Raw genomic sequence first — 16082 nt, forward strand, 5'->3', positions numbered from 1 at the left:
TTGGATACATTGAGACATTATCACATTGGAATCAGAATTTTTACAAAGAAAATGTACAAAACGATTGACTATATCTGATGTAAAGCGTAAACTACACAACTGTTAACATTAATAATAAATTTTGGAGGGAAAATTAATGAAAACAGGTAAAACAGTAAAGGTATTGCTTGCATTAACTACTGCTGCAGGTATGCTTGCTGGCTGTGGTTCTAAGACAGATACTGATACATTCAGATTTGCGAATGATACAGATATCGTTGGTATGGACAGCACAGTCGTTGATGATGCAATGTCTTTCAATGCAATCACTGCTATCACAGACGGTTTAACAACTGTTGATGTGAAGGGCAACACAATCCCTGGCATCGCTAAGAGCTGGGATGTAAGCAACAATGGATTAACTTATACTTTCCATTTAAGAGATGCTAAATGGGCTAATGGTGATGATGTCACTGCACAGGACTTCGTTTACTCTTGGCACAGAATCATCAAGAATGCAGGTAACTACGCTTATATGTTAGGTAGCGAAGGTGCTTCAATTAAGAATGCTGATTCTTTAATTAATTTAGGTACTACTGCAACTGATGAACAGTTAAACACACTTGGTATTAAAGCAACTGATGACAAGACTGTTGTCGTTGATCTTGAAAAGAATGTTCCATATTTTGTAGGTTTAATGTCATTCCCATGTTATTTCCCACAGAACCAGAAGTTCGTTGAAAAATGTGGTAAGAACTATGCAACTAAGCCTGAATATATTTTAGGTAATGGTGCTTATAAGATGACTAAGTGGATCAAGGGTAACAAGGCTACATTCACTAAGAATGATAAGTACTATGATGCAAAGTCTGTTAAGACTAAGAACTTAGAAATGTACTTAGTACAGGATCCTAAGACTGCTGCTCAGAACTTCGATAATGGTAAAGTTGATTATGCTACAATCAATTCTACATTAGTAGATAAGTATAAAGGTAAAGATACTTTCAAGGCTATCAGAGAAGGATATCTTGCTTACTTAATCTGTAACTTCAAGGCAGATACTACTGCAAACAAAAACTTAAGACATGCATTATCTTATGCAATCAATAGAAAAGATTTATGTGATAACATCTTAAAAGATGGTTCACAGCCAGCTACTGGTTTTGTACCAGCTCAGTTATGTAAGAGTCCTTCAGGTAAGGATTTCCGTGAAGAATCTGGTAAATATGTAGACTATGATGTAAAGAAAGCACAGGAATACTTAGATGCTGCTAAGAAAGAATTAGGTACTGATACAATCACTATTGATTTATTATATGGTACTGATGAATCTCCAATGGATACTTTCGCAGAATACTTACAGGGTTCATTTACTAAGTTAAAGGGCTTAAAAGTTAACATGGTAGCTACTGTTAAGAAAGACAGAATCTATAACAGAGAAGCAAGTGGTAACTTCCAGATTGCCTGCACTCGTTGGGCTCCAGACTATGCTGATCCAACTACTTTCTTAAACGTATTAACTAGCACAAACTCAAACAACTATGGTAAATGGGAAAATGCGCAGTATAACTCATTATTAAAACAGGCTCAGAATGAAACTGACGTCAATAAGCGTTGGAATGAATTGCTTGAAGCTGAAAAAGTAATGATGGACGATATGCCAAATATCCCAGTTGTTCAAACTGGTACAGCTGCATTACAGGCTAAGAACGTTAAGGGATTAGTTCATAATACAGTAAGTACTCCATACGTATTTAAATATGTAACACTTAAATAACATACAAAGAGGCAGGCAACTGCCTCTTTTATATTGATAATTCATGCTATACACTTTAGTATTAATAATAAGGAAGTGATAGAATGAGAAATAAGAATATATTCACAATACCTAATATATTATCTATGTTCAGATTATTGCTGTTGCCGGTAATTGTATATATGTATATGAATCAAAAAGATTATGTCTTAACAGGAACATTATTGGTTATATCAGGTGTGACTGATTTGTTAGATGGATATATAGCCCGTACATTTAATATGATGAGTGATCTAGGTAAAATACTTGATCCAGTGGCGGATAAAGCAACCCAAGCAGTAGTACTTCTATGTCTTGTGACACGCTTTAGATGGCTTGTTATTCCTTTTATATGCATTCTTATTAAAGAACTGTTTATGAGTTGTATTGGTATGGTTGTTATTAAGAAAACAGGGGAAGTACATGGGGCAGTGTGGCATGGTAAAGTTGCTACATGCATGTTAGATTTTATGATTATTGTGCATATTATTTTCTATAATATTTCCTATACTCTTTCTATTATTCTTACAATTATCTCTACACTTCTTATTCTTCTATCATTCTATCTATATGCAAAAGAGAATATCAACATACTAAAAAAGGTGGGTTAAATCCCACCTTTTAGCTTCTTACTTTGAAATATGTTGCTGGAGTATCCTTTAAAGCGTCTTCTAAATCTTTAAGTTCTACTTCATCAGTAATATAAATATGATCTTCGCCAAATGAATAGTATTCATCATAATTTAAATTGAGTGGCTGTTCACTTCTTACATAATACTTAGAAGATGTAATAGGATAGACGTTTTCAGTATAATCATAATCATGTGTCCATACATCTTTCTTAGCTGTCTTAATAATATCAGCGACTACAGCACTTGCAGTGACATAACGTCCTGCACCCTTACCATAGAATAATACGTTTTCTAGATAATCACATGTAATTTCTACTACATTATAAGCATCCATGACATTACCTACAATTTCACTCATTGGAACAAGAGTAGGAGACACATCAATACCTAAACCATTTTCTAGTTTTTTACTCATCGCAATTAACTTAATTCTATAACCAAGCTTCTTTGCATAATCCATATCTTTCTTAGTTACATTACGAATACCAGTACATTTGATCTTATCAAAATCAAAGAATGTACTAAAAGCATTCATAGTAAGAATATAGATTTTATGTGCTGCATCATAACCATCTAAATCTAGTGCAGCATTGGCTTCTACATAACCAAGATTCTGAGCAATCTTCAATGCTTCCTCAAAATCAAGATTATCTCTTTCCATTAAAGTGAGAATGAAGTTGGTTGTACCATTTAAGATACCTTCAATCTTATTAATATTGTTTGCTACTAGATCTTCCTTAGCAGGTACAACAACTGGAATACCTCCACCAACACTTGCTTCATAATAAAGGTTGACACCATTTTCTCTGGCAACAGTAAAGAGTTCTTTCGCATCATGGGCAATAAGAGCTTTATTTGCAGTTACTACATGCTTCTTCTTATTTAATGCATCTAAGATGATCTTCTTTGCGATAGTAGTACCACCAATAAGTTCTACTACAACATCCACATCTTCATCATTGATGACTTCATGATAATCCTGTGTATAAATAATACCATCAGGAAGGTTTACATCCTCAAGTGCACAACCGTACTTAACGACTACTTCTTCCCCAATTGTTTTTTCGAGTCTTTCTTTTTCTTTTGTAAGAATATCTACAGTTCCGAAACCAACAGTTCCTAGACCAATAACACCAATAATCATTTAAAATTCCTCCCCAATAGTATTAGAATTGTATAAAATTTACCATATTCATATAATGCTGTCAATTATCTATAAGTTAAAATTTGTATAATATGCGATAAATATTAGAATATTTAGAAATTAAACAAAAAAAAGAGGAATTAATCCTCTTTTAAGATATCCTGAATGGCTTCAGATAAGCTTCCTACAACCTTTTCAGCTTTATCTTTAACTTCATTTGGGGCATAAGTAAATGTATAACCATGTTTAACACTATCTAATAAAGGAAGATCATTCCATGAATCTCCTATACCATATACATCACTCTCATTAATATTAAAATAATCGACAACATGATTAACTCCTGTTCCCTTAGAACATCCTACACCACATACATCTACATGATTCTTATTCTGGAATGCTGCACATGTATCACTATAATGTTCATTAATATAATCCATAGCCTTTTTCGCATCTTCAAGATCCCCTTCAGGAAAATGAAATGAGAATGCATCAGTATCTTTAAAAGATAATTCATCTAAAGAATCAATAGTAGTTCCCCATATCTCACCTTTTGGACGATACATATAAATATCATCCTTATATACAATAGACATATAAACAGGAATGACTTCTGCTATTTCTCTTACTATATTCATAGGGATATCTTTTTCAAAAATAACTTCTTCTTTCTTATTAAAGATCACACCACCACTTAAAGTTATATAGAAATCAAAGTCTATATCAGTTAATGGATGCTCTCTATTCCCACCAAAAGGGTATTTGATTCCTTCTAACTGTCTTCCTGTACATAATCCAAATAGATTTCCTTGTTTTTGGAATGTACGAATCGCTTCTACATCTTCCTTGTGTACACCATCACTAAAAAATAATGTATTATCAAAATCACTTGCTAATATTTTCATCTTTCTCTCTCCTATATATATAAGAATAAGAAAAATAGATGAAAAAAGCCATAGTAAAGTGATATGAAACGCTTACATTAAACAAAGGGGGTTATTTGTTTATTGTTGCATTTATATGATGGGTGTATAACTAATGCAGAAAATAGGTATGAAATAAATGACTTGCGGTCATATTGCCTATTTCCTAAAAAAACAATTCATTATGTTCGTTATTTCACAAAATTTATGTTAACGCTTTACAAAATTAAGAGTATAATGGATTCATCAACCAAGATACATATATAAATGATATGTCTGAATATGTCTGTTTGATATAGATAACGCTTTTTTATCACGATGAAGTGTTTTTGGTTGAATTTTAAAATTTTTAGGAGTATTATCCTAGAGAATCAAAGAGAAGGAGGTATGTGGATTGGATAAAATGATTCTTGATATCATAGCTGTAGACCACAGATGTGCTCAGGCTGTAAAAGATGCCAAAAAGAAGAGACAGGATACAACTGCAGATATGAACAGTAAGAAGAAGGAAATCTACGATTCTTTCGTCAAAGAGTATCAGGTTACACTTGATGCAAAGAAGAAAGAGTTACAGGAAAGAATTGACGCAACAAAGAAGAAGAATGAAGAGGATTACAATTCTTCTGTTGAGAAGATCACCAGCCTTTATGAAGCCCACAAGGAGGAGTGGGTTGCATCTATCGTAGACAGATGTAAAGAGATTTAGAGGTGAGATTATGAGTTTTTCATCTAATGCAGTTCTTGCAAAAGCAAGATCTATGTATGGTAAACATCTCACTCCTGAAAGCTATGATGAACTTTTAAAGAAAAGAACTGTCAACGATGTTGTCAGTTACTTAAAGAGTGAAACAGCATATGGTCCTATTCTTGAAGGCTTGAAAGAAACAAGTATTCATAGAGGACAGTTGGAATCACTTCTTGATGAAGAGGAATTCTTACGTGCCATAAGATTGATTCATTATGCACCTAAGGGTGACCAGAAGTTTTATCAGCTAGGTATTATTAGACGTGAAATAGCTGTACTATTGAGTAAAGTACGTTTATTCAATAGTGATGAAACATTGAATTCTGAATTAGATATACCTTCATACCTACCTCGTTATTCAACGTTTGATCTTTATGGCTTATTAAGTATTGAGGATTATCCATCATTATTAAGATATATGGAGAAAACACGTTACTACCATATATTACAGAAATATATGCCTGTAGATGATGAGAAGATCGATACAAACATGATGGAACTTGATTTCAAACGTGCTTACTATAAGTTATTCGTTGAAACAGTGAAATCTACTTTTAAAGGTAAAAAACAGAAGGATCTACTTACTATGATCTATACTCAGATTGAGTTAGAAAATATTACGAAGATTTATAGATTTAAACGATTCTTTAATTCTAAGCCTGAACAAATCAAGAAACAGTTGATCTTGGATTACTCACGTATTCCACAATCAGTAATGAATGAATTGATTGAAACAAAAGATGCAGAGGAGTTCTTAAAGAAGCTTGCTTCATCACCTTACAAGTTATATGTGGATGATCAGGAATTTGTTTATATTGAATACTACACAGATAAGATCAAATATAATCTTGCTAAGAGATATATGAGATTTACTACAGATGCTGCCATGGTTTACATGACATATCTGATTGTATTCGAAAACGAAGTTGAAAATCTAAAACATATCATTGAAGGTTTAAGATATGGTGAAGAGGCTGAAAAAATAGCCCAGCTGCTTATCTACTAGGGGGAATAACATGGCAATAGAAGAAATGGAATTGCTGGACATGACCTTTGATAAGAAATACTTAAAAGAGGTTCTATGTCAGTTAAAAGAAACAAAGTATTTTTATCCTCAGCCAGCTACAAAGATTGTAAATAACGTTAAAGATGTATTTACAATGACACCTGATGAGGATTACAAGAACATGCTTGATGAATTAAAAGAGCTTGCTGAACATGTAAAGCTTGATACATCAAGTGTAAAAGAAGGATCTATTCATTTCGCAAAAGAAGATTATCGTAAGGCGCTCGATGATGTAACAAAAGAAGCAAAGCAATATCTTGATATTAAACAAGAATTTGTGACTGAACGTGGACAGAACCAGGCTGCTTATGAAATCCTAGAAGGTCTTTCTAATACAGAATTAAATATGGATGAGGTTAAAGAATGCGAATATATGGAAGCAAGATTTGGCCGTATTCCTAGAAGAAACAAAGACAAACTTGACTACTATAGAGGACAGTCAATTATGTTCTTAGAACTTGGTGAAGATGCTAAAAGTGTATATTGTCTCTATATGACAACTAAGGCTGCTATCTTAAAGGTAGATAACATCTTCCAGTCAGTTGGCTTTGAAGAAATTGAAATTCCTGATTTCGTTCATGGTAGAATGGAAGACGCAAAGAAGGAATTGCTAGAAGAAATTGAAAGTATGAATGCTTCTATTCGTAAAGCAGACAGCCGTTTAGAAGGTATTAGAGATGCACATGAAGAAGAATTATTAAAGATGTTTGCTGATCTTACTTTTGCTGCTAGAATTGAAGAATTCAAAGTATTTGTTGTTGATTATCAGTCTAAATATGCTATCTATGGATTTGTACCTGTAAGAGTCGCTAAAGATATTAAGAAGGCTTTTGAAAAGTACAACGTAGAATATCAGGACTTACCTGCACATATTTATGATGATCAGCAGATCATTGCACCAACACTTACTAATAACTATCCATGGGCTAAACCATTTGAAGCGATTTCTAAAGTTAAACAGAGTGATCATGTGGATACTACTTTAGCAACTGCAGTACTATTCATCTTAGTATTTGCACTTATGCTAGGTGATATTGGTTTAGGTGTTGTGCTTGTATTACTTGGATTACTTATGAGAAAGAAAGAATCAGGAAAGATGATTACTATTCTTGGTATTGCATCTTTTGTTGGTGGTTTAATTTATGGTGATGCTTTCTACTGTATTCATCTTTATCCATCAGTAATCCCTGTTGCAGATGCATTTAGTTATCAGCGCTTCATTAATGCGATTCTCTTACTTATTGTAGGACAGTTCTGCATTGGTAAAGTAAAAGCTATCTATAACGAACAATCAATGGTCAATAAGGTATTCTCTATCAAGGGTGTCGTTGGCATCGTCATGGGACTTGCAGTAGCTGCTTATGTCGCGATTGCTGTAGATACAACTTGGCATGTCTCTTATTTACCATTAGTTGTTGTACTTGTATTAGGCATTGTATTGAACTTCATTAAGAAAGCGCTCGATAAGAAACGATAGAAGGGAGGATACTATGGCTATCTCAAAATTGCAGCTCGTTGAGATAGAATTCCCTGAAACAATGAGTGATGAAATATTATCTAAGCTTGTTGATTCAGAAGAATTTCATCCAGAGCCAGCATCAAAGTTTGTGGATTCAGTAAGAGGTCTTAAGGTCATGAATAAGGACAATCCTTATGCTGATTTATTAGGACGTATGGATGAAGCGGCAGAGAAGTATGGTATTAATATCAATACATCAGAAAAGCCTCAGATCATCAATATTGTAGAAGCAGATGATTACTTCTGCGAATGTCTTGATGAAGCAAACAAAATCTCACGTGTTAAAAATGAATTACAGGTAATGATTGATGAAAACAATCAGGCCAAGAAGTACTTGAAATATATGAAGGATCTCGATATGGACTTCGATGACCTTTTCTCAAGCGAATATATTCAGGTTAGATTTGGTAAATTACCTACAATGAATCTTGATAAGTTATCTTATTATGATTCACAGGAATTCTTATTTAAATCAATCTATCAGGATGCAAAGACATGTTATTGTTTCTATATAACATCTCCTTCTAATGCACCTGAAATAGATAACATATTCTCTTCACTATTCTTTGAACGTATTCATATTCCTGAATTCCTTCATGGAACTCCAGGTGAATCATTAGAAATCATTGAAGAAGAGAATGCAACTGCAGAAGCCTCTATCAAGAAATATGATGGTAAATTAAAAGATTTATTCAGTAAAAAAGAAAAAGATTTATCAATCATTTATGCTTCATGTCAGGAACTTAATAAGACAAGTGAAGCACAGAGATATGTCGTGGTATTTGGAAACAATGCTGCTATCTATGGTTTCTGTGATAAACATTATGCACACTCTTTAAAAGAAGAACTTGAACAGATGGACAAGGTGCATGTTGAAATCAAACCAGCAATGGGAGATTCAAGACTTTATCCACCTACAAAACTCAAGAACAACTGGTTCTCAAGACCATTCAAGATGTTCGTTGAAATGTATGGTGTTCCATCTTATACAGACTTTGACCCAACAAATTTCGTTGCGGTAACATATACATTCTTATTCGGTATGATGTTCGCCGATGTTGGTCAAGGTATCCTGCTTTCAATCATTGGTTTCCTTGCTTATAAATTAAAAGGCATGAAACTTGGTGAAGTAGGTATGCGTATTGGTATTTCATCTGCAATATTTGGTGTAATCTTTGGCTCAGTATTTGGATCAGAAAAAATCCTGGTTCCATTCTTTGCGCCAATGGCATCTGAAAATACTATGACGCTATTAGGTGTTGCAATTGGTGTAGGTGTATGTTTAATCATCATCTCAATCCTATTCAATATCTATTTAAATTTGAAGAAGAAACATTGGGGAGAATTATTATTCTCTCAAAATGGTGTCGCTGGTTTAATATTCTATGTTGCAGTATTAGTACTCGCAATGAATATGTTATTAAACCTTGGCTTAAATATCCCAATGGGTATCTATGTCGCAATCTTTATCATTGCCCCACTTGTAATGATCTTCTTAAAAGAACCTCTTACTTACAAACTTGAAGGTAAGAAGATGTTCCCACATGGATTTGGTAACTTCTTTACTGAATCATTCTTCGAGATGATCGAAGTATTGTTGACATTTGTTGCCAACACTATGTCATTCCTACGTGTCGGCGGTTTCGTCTTATCACACGCTGGTATGATGCTAGTTGTTTACACATTAGCTGAAATGGTCGGTGGAGTCGGTTATATTATCGTTCTAATTATTGGTAACGCATTTGTAATGTGTCTAGAAGGATTAATTGTCGGTATCCAGGTATTACGTCTTGAATTCTATGAATTATTCAGTCGTTACTATGAAGGTAATGGTAAACCATTTGTATCTATGAAAGAAAGTCTAGAATAACGGAGGAAGAAAAAATGACTACTATCTTAACATTCATTATCCCTGCATTAATTGTTGTATTATTATCTTTACCACTAGTAAATGTATTCAAAGGTAAAGTTACTGCTAAGAGCGCTAAAATGCGTCTTGGTACTCATATCTGTGGTTTCTTTGGTGCTGTCGCACTAGTATTATTCCTTACATATGCAAATAGCCCAGTATTAGCTGCTGGTGCTGACAAGATGACTGGTTCTATCGCTCAGGGTCTTGGTTTCATCGGTGCTGCTCTTGCAACTGGTCTATCTGCTCTTGGTGCTGGTATTGCCGTAGCTGCTGCTGCTCCTGCTGCAATTGGTGCATTCTCTGAAAACGCTGAAAACTTCGGTAAATCATTGATCTTCGTTGCCTTAGGTGAAGGTGTTGCCATCTATGGTCTATTAATCTCAATCTTAATTATCAACACACTATAGGAGATTACTATGAAGTTCTTTCTGATCAGTGATAATATCGATACCCTCACTGGTCTAAGACTCGTGGGTATTGAAGGCAAAGTTGTTCATACCCGTCATGATTTCTTAAGTTTACTTGAAAATAAGATGAGAGATCCTGAAATCGCAATTATCTTAGTGACTACTAAGTTAATTGAACTTTGTCCTGATATTATCTCAGAAATTAAATTAAAACAGCCAAAGCCTCTTATTACAGAGATTCCTGACCGTCATGGACACTCTAAGATTGGTGAAGCCATCGATGGTTATGTCTCTGAAGCAATAGGCGTTAAGTTATAGGAGAGTATACAATGGAAGAAAATCAAGAAGTATTTCTCTCAATGAAGAATGAGATTGAAAAACAGTCTCAAAGAGAAGTCGATGCAATCATGGCTGAAGTAAAGAAGATGGAAGAAGAAGCTTATTCTTCTATGCGTGCTGAAGCTAAGAAAGATGCAGATTTAAGACTAAAACAGGAATTAGATGAAATGCAGTCAGAATCAGCTGCAGAAATTTCTGAATCCCATGTTGAGAGACAGAAAAAGCTTATTAATAAACGTGATGAGTATGTGGCTACTATCTTCAAGAATGCGAGAGAAGAATTAGTCGCATTTACAAAAACACCTGAATACAAAGAATTCATGGTCAACAAGGCTAAGAAGCTTGCAGGTGATTATATGCCTCATTCAGTTATTTATGTAAAAGAAGAAGACTTAGGTCTTGCTGATGATTTAAAAGCTGCTTATGGTGAAGCTGAAGTGAAAGCTGGAGATATCACTATTGGTGGTTTAATTGTTGAAAACACAGAAAGTTCTATTGTTCATAACGAAACATTAGAATTCGCATTAAAGAATCAGAAAGAATGGTTTAACCAGCATTCTGGTTTAATCATTAATAAATAAAAGAAGGGGGATAAACAAGTTGAAAGAAAATTTAATTTATTCAATCAACGGCCCGGTTGTTAAAGTAAAAGATACAGATGCCTTTTCAATGCTTGAAATGGTATATGTAGGTAACAGTAAATTAATGGGTGAAGTTATCTCTATTACTAAAGAATTTACTACTATCCAGGTTTATGAAACAACTACAGGTCTTAAACCAGGTGAACCAGTATTCCCAACAGGTCAGCCTATTTCTGTAACACTTGGTCCTGGTATCTTAAGAAATATTTATGATGGTATCGAAAGACCACTAGAAGAAATCGCAAAAGAAAGTGGTGCTTTCATTCCTACAGGTAGTGCTGTAGAACCACTAGATACAAAGAAATTATGGGATGTCACTTTAACTGTTAAAGTAGGTGACCATGTTGAAGGTGGTACTGTATATGCCAAGATTCCTGAAACAGACATGATCGAACATAGATGTATGGTTATGCCAGGTATGTCAGGTACAGTTACTGAAGTAAAAGAAAATGGTCAGTATACAATCAATGATGTAGTTATGGTCTTCACTGATGATGAAGGTGTCGCTCATGAATGCACATTAACTCAGAAATGGCCAATCAAGACACCTCGTCCAGTCAACAAACGTTTACCTATCAGTATGCCACTAGTTACTGGTCAGCGTGTTATCGATACATTGTTCCCTATCGCAAAAGGTGGAACAGCTGCAATCCCAGGTGGATTCGGTACTGGTAAGACAATGACTCAGCATCAGCTTGCTAAATGGTGTGATGCCGATATTATCGTCTATGTAGGTTGTGGTGAACGTGGTAACGAAATGACTCAGGTTCTTGAAGAATTCCGTGAACTCGTTGACCCTAAGAGTGGTAAGCCATTAGTAGACAGAACTGTCCTAATTGCGAATACATCTAACATGCCAGTTGCTGCCCGTGAAGCATCTATTTATACAGGTGTAACACTTGCTGAATATTATCGTGACATGGGTTACCATGTTGCTATCATGGCCGACTCAACATCTCGTTGGGCTGAAGCCTTAAGAGAAATCTCTGGTCGTCTTGAAGAAATGCCAGCAGAAGAAGGTTTCCCAGCTTACTTACCTTCTAGATTATCTCAGTTCTATGAAAGAGCTGGTTATATGGAGAACTTAAATAACACAAATGGTTCAGTTACAATCATCGGTGCCGTATCTCCACAGGGTTCTGACTTCTCAGAACCAGTTACTCAGAATACTAAACGTTTCGTACGTACATTCTGGGCTCTTGATAAAGCATTAGCTTATGCAAGACACTATTTCGCTATCAACTGGAACTTATCTTATTCAGAATATATTCCAGATCTTGAAAGATGGTATTCAAAGAATGTTGATCCTAAATTCATGAGAGATAGACAGGAATTAGCTTCTATTCTTGCAGAAGAAACTAAATTAATGGAAATCGTACAGTTAATGGGTTCTGACGTTTTACCAGATGATCAGAAGCTTGTTATTGAAGTAGCCAGAGTAGTTCGTGTAGGTTACTTACAGCAGAACGCTTTCCATAAAGATGATACTTATGTACCACTTGAAAAACAGCTTAAGATGATGGAAGTAATCCTTTACTTAAATAACCGTTGTCAGCAGGTTGTTGCTCAGGGTAAACCTATTCGTACAATCATTGAAACAGGTATCTTTGATGAAGTCGTTAAGATGAAATATGATGTACCTAATAATGATTTAAGCAAGTTTGATTACTATTATAAGAAGATTGATGCAATTTGTGCATCTATTGACTAAGGAGGGGTAACATGGCACTTCAATATGTAGGTTTAAGTGAAATTAATGGACCACTCGTCGTATTAGATCACGTTAAAGATGCATCTTATGATGAAATGGTTGAACTACAGTTAAAAGATGGTTCAACACGTTCTGGTCGTATTGTAGAAATTGAAGGTGAAAGAGTAGTTGTTCAGGTATTTGAAGGAACTAACGCTTTATCACTTGCGAATACTAAGACAAGACTATTAGGTCATCCAATGGAATTACCATTATCAATGGAAATGCTTGGCCGTGTCTTCTCTGGTGCAGGTAGACCAATTGATGGTCTTGGAGATATCTATGCTGAAAAGAGTGCTGATATCAATGGTCAGCCTCTTAACCCAGTTTCTCGTGTATATCCAAGAAACTATATCAACACAGGTATTTCTTCTATTGACTGTCTAATGACTCTAATCAGAGGTCAGAAACTACCAATCTTCTCAGGTTCTGGTTTACCTCATAACCAGTTAGCTGTACAGATTGTAAAACAGGCTAAAATTGCCGATGAAGCAGGACAAGGCTTCGCTGTTGTCTTTGCTGCAATGGGTGTTACTAATGACGTAGCTAACTACTTCAGAAGATCATTCGAAGAAGCAGGGGTTATGCAGAGAGTAGTTATGTTCATGAACTTATCTAATGACCCAATCATCGAACGTATCTTAACACCTCGTTGTGCATTAACTGCTGCTGAATATCTAGCATTTGAACATGATATGCATGTTCTTGTAATCTATACTGATGTTACTTCTTATTGTGAAGCATTACGTGAATTCTCTTCAAGTAAAGGTGAAATCCCAGGTCGTAAAGGTTATCCAGGTTATCTTTATTCTGACCTTGCTTCATTATATGAAAGAGCTGGTATTGCAAAGGGCGCTAAGGGTTCTGTTACACAGATTCCAATCCTTACAATGCCTAACAACGATATTACACACCCAGTTCCTGACTTAACTGGTTACATCACAGAAGGACAGATTACTCTTGATCCTGAATTAAATGCGACTGGTATTTATCCACCAGTTGGTGTTCTTCCATCACTTTCAAGACTTATGAAGGATGGTATCGGTGAAGGCTTTACAAGAGCTGACCACCAGGATGTTGCCAACCAGTTATTTGCATGTTATGCCCATGTACAGGATGTTAAGTCATTAACATCAGTTATCGGTGAAGATGAATTATCAGAAGCTGATAAGAAATATATGGAATTTGGTCGTCTTTTCGAGCAGCACTTCCTTAATCAGGGATTCGATACAAATAGATCTATCGAAGAAACCCTAGACCTTGGATGGTTACTATTATCAGTTCTTCCAAAGAATACATTGGACCGTATTGATAATGCTGTTGTAGATAAATTCTATGATCATGAAAAAGCAGTCAAAGAATTTAATTTACACGAAGATGTAGTCATCAAAGAATTGAAAGACGCTGTAACTAATGGCTAATCAGGTTGTCCCTACTAAAGGGAATTTGATGGCAACCAAGAAGTCTCTTGAACTTGCTAGACTTGGTTATGACCTGCTCGATAAGAAAAGAAATGTCTTAATTAAAGAAATGATGTCATTACTTGATGATGTAAAAGAAATCCGTGATGACATCACTGATTCTTATGATCGTGCTTATGCAGCATTACGTGAAGCAAATGAATCTTTAGGTATTATTTCTGATGTAGTAGAAGGTGTACCTATTGATGAAGGTATTAGTGTTAAGTATCGTTCAGTTATGGGTGTAGAATTACCTAAGATTGAATATGAAAAAACACCATTAAGAGTTGGTTATGGTTTAGAACGTGCGAACTCTAAGGTAGACTATGCTTATATCTGTTTCTATCATGTAAAAGAAATGACAGTAAAGCTTGCAGAAGTAGAAAACTCTGTATATCGTCTAGCGAATAATATTCGTAAGACACAAAAGCGTGCTAACGCATTACAGAACATCTCTATCCCTCGTTTTGAAGCCACTGTAAAGATGATTACAGAAGCCTTGGATGAAAAGGACAGAGAAGAATTCTCAAGACAGAAAGTTATTAAAGCACAAAAGAATAGACAAGAAGCTGCAAAAAGAAAGGCATAAACTGGTACCTCGTGTACCAGTTTTTTTGTGCATTATAAAAAAGGATTGACCGTTAGGTTTTGACCTCTGCTTTTCAAGAAAGTTATGATTTTGAAGAGAGTAGTCAGGGAGAATTAGAAATTGCAGCAACATTCCATTACAGTGTCTACAATGTAATGTCTATTAAAGAAATCAAAACGTTTCTTTTAGCAAATAATTTATGAAGAATAAGAAAACAATCGCTTTGTGTAGTATAAATAAGTAGAGCTCAAAGTGAGGTGCATGAAATCATGAGATTTGTCCGGAAATTGAAAAGCATGATATCAAGTTGGTTGAATCATTTGTTGTACAAAGCTATAATGAGTTTGAAAATTATGGATCATTTAAATTTTCAAATGGAGGGATACAGCATGACAGCAAAGATAGCAATTGTGGATAAACCAATAAAAGCTGATATCACTGATGTAGCCGATTGGTTCTTGTTAAAAGGAAATATGTCAAACAAAAAGATTCAGAAGCTTTGTTATTATGCACAGGCATGGAGTTTAACACTTTTGGATCAGGATATAGCTTGTCATTCTGAATTTGAAGCATGGGTACATGGTCCAGTAAATCGTACTTTATACCAAGTATATGATGGCTATGGCTGGCACGAATTAAAGATTACTAATCGTGAAGAAACTATGGCTAGAATGGAAAAACTGTTCACTCCAGAGCAGGTTGAAGTATTAGGAGCAGTCTGGGATACTTATGGAGAGTATGGGGCTGATCAATTAGAGGCTTTAACCCATACAGAACTCCCATGGTTAGAACAAAGAACAGGTTTAGGTAAATTTGAAAGTAGTCATAATGTGATTTCTTCTACTACTATGAAGGAATACTATAATTCTATTAAAGTTAACTAAATGAGTAAGAGAAAACTGATTGAAATTAAGAAAATTAAAAAGGAAAATTTTGTTCTTGCTAACCAATCGATTAACGCAAAGAATCATCCAGAAATTAATTTTAAATATTTATGGAAATGCAATGTGGGGTGTTTTAAAAGCTTAAGCAAATATAACTATAAGTATAAGGAAGAGAAAGTGTTTGATCAATTGCAGCAGTTTCTATATGAAGTGGATCAGTGCTCCAACTTAGATGAAGTTAAAAATTAGTGGTGAAAAACCCATAGGCTTGCCTATGGGATGAAAGCCACATAATTT

General features: G+C 34.8%; 16 protein-coding genes. 14 read left to right on the plus strand and 2 right to left on the minus strand.

Translation table 11 applies throughout. The features are described from left to right. Positions 1 to 136: 136 nt before the first annotated feature. Both QVO42_RS09165 and QVO42_RS09170 read left to right on the plus strand, forming a co-directional pair. Positions 137 to 1756, plus strand: coding sequence for a peptide ABC transporter substrate-binding protein (locus QVO42_RS09165; protein ID WP_022425817.1), 1620 nt, complete (start codon positions 137 to 139; stop codon positions 1754 to 1756). Positions 1757 to 1839: 83 nt separating this feature from the next. Further along, positions 1840 to 2385 (plus strand): CDP-alcohol phosphatidyltransferase family protein, encoded by a 546-nt coding sequence (locus QVO42_RS09170; RefSeq protein WP_022425818.1) that lies wholly within the window; start codon positions 1840 to 1842, stop codon positions 2383 to 2385. Between the two features lie 10 nt (positions 2386 to 2395). Here QVO42_RS09170 and QVO42_RS09175 read toward each other — a convergent pair whose 3' ends face one another. Further along, positions 2396 to 3550, minus strand: a complete 1155-nt coding sequence (locus QVO42_RS09175) for a homoserine dehydrogenase (protein WP_022425819.1) — start codon at positions 3548 to 3550, stop codon at positions 2396 to 2398. Between the two features lie 140 nt (positions 3551 to 3690). Then, positions 3691 to 4455 carry an HAD-IIB family hydrolase gene (locus QVO42_RS09180; protein WP_022425820.1) on the minus strand — a complete coding sequence of 255 codons (765 nt, stop codon included), beginning with the start codon at positions 4453 to 4455 and terminating at the stop codon, positions 3691 to 3693. A 421-nt stretch (positions 4456 to 4876) separates the two neighbouring features. On the opposite strand from QVO42_RS09180, the gene QVO42_RS09185 reads away from it, so the two are divergent. From QVO42_RS09185 to QVO42_RS09240, 12 genes are all read left to right on the plus strand, one after another. Then, positions 4877 to 5179, plus strand: coding sequence for a hypothetical protein (locus tag QVO42_RS09185; RefSeq protein ID WP_006506828.1), 303 nt, complete (start codon positions 4877 to 4879; stop codon positions 5177 to 5179). 10 nt (positions 5180 to 5189) lie between these two features. Further along, positions 5190 to 6224 carry a V0D/AC39 family V-type ATPase subunit gene (locus QVO42_RS09190; protein WP_022425821.1) on the plus strand — a complete coding sequence of 345 codons (1035 nt, stop codon included), beginning with the start codon at positions 5190 to 5192 and terminating at the stop codon, positions 6222 to 6224. A gap of 10 nt (positions 6225 to 6234) precedes the next feature. Next, positions 6235 to 7761: a V-type ATPase 116kDa subunit family protein gene (locus QVO42_RS09195; RefSeq protein ID WP_022425822.1), complete on the plus strand. Its 1527-nt coding sequence runs from the start codon at positions 6235 to 6237 to the stop codon at positions 7759 to 7761. A 13-nt stretch (positions 7762 to 7774) separates the two neighbouring features. Further along, complete coding sequence (locus tag QVO42_RS09200; RefSeq protein ID WP_022425823.1) at positions 7775 to 9673, plus strand: V-type ATP synthase subunit I; 1899 nt, start codon at positions 7775 to 7777, stop codon at positions 9671 to 9673. Between the two features lie 14 nt (positions 9674 to 9687). After that, the gene (locus tag QVO42_RS09205) at positions 9688 to 10122 is read left to right on the plus strand and encodes an ATP synthase subunit C (protein WP_006506824.1); all 435 of its coding nucleotides are present in this window, start codon (positions 9688 to 9690) and stop codon (positions 10120 to 10122) included. Between the two features lie 9 nt (positions 10123 to 10131). Continuing rightward, positions 10132 to 10440, plus strand: coding sequence for a V-type ATP synthase subunit F (locus QVO42_RS09210; RefSeq protein WP_022425824.1), 309 nt, complete (start codon positions 10132 to 10134; stop codon positions 10438 to 10440). Between the two features lie 11 nt (positions 10441 to 10451). Beyond that, positions 10452 to 11042: a V-type ATP synthase subunit E gene (locus QVO42_RS09215; RefSeq protein WP_022425825.1), complete on the plus strand. Its 591-nt coding sequence runs from the start codon at positions 10452 to 10454 to the stop codon at positions 11040 to 11042. A 19-nt stretch (positions 11043 to 11061) separates the two neighbouring features. Further along, the gene (locus QVO42_RS09220; protein ID WP_022425826.1) at positions 11062 to 12813 is read left to right on the plus strand and encodes a V-type ATP synthase subunit A; all 1752 of its coding nucleotides are present in this window, start codon (positions 11062 to 11064) and stop codon (positions 12811 to 12813) included. 11 nt (positions 12814 to 12824) lie between these two features. Beyond that, positions 12825 to 14273, plus strand: coding sequence for a V-type ATP synthase subunit B (locus tag QVO42_RS09225; RefSeq protein ID WP_022425827.1), 1449 nt, complete (start codon positions 12825 to 12827; stop codon positions 14271 to 14273). Next, positions 14266 to 14901 carry a V-type ATP synthase subunit D gene (locus QVO42_RS09230; RefSeq protein WP_022425828.1) on the plus strand — a complete coding sequence of 212 codons (636 nt, stop codon included), beginning with the start codon at positions 14266 to 14268 and terminating at the stop codon, positions 14899 to 14901. Before QVO42_RS09225 ends, QVO42_RS09230 begins: the two co-directional genes overlap by 8 nt. A gap of 389 nt (positions 14902 to 15290) precedes the next feature. Beyond that, on the plus strand, positions 15291 to 15785 hold the full coding sequence (locus tag QVO42_RS09235) for a Panacea domain-containing protein (protein WP_022425829.1): 495 nt from the start codon (positions 15291 to 15293) through the stop codon (positions 15783 to 15785). Beyond that, the gene (locus tag QVO42_RS09240; protein ID WP_022425830.1) at positions 15786 to 16034 is read left to right on the plus strand and encodes a hypothetical protein; all 249 of its coding nucleotides are present in this window, start codon (positions 15786 to 15788) and stop codon (positions 16032 to 16034) included. The last annotated feature ends 48 nt before the right edge of the window (positions 16035 to 16082 follow it).

It is taken from the genome of Catenibacterium sp. CAG:290, from assembly GCF_000437715.1.
Classification (GTDB): Bacteria; Bacillota_I; Bacilli_A; order Erysipelotrichales; family Coprobacillaceae; genus Catenibacterium; species Catenibacterium mitsuoka_A.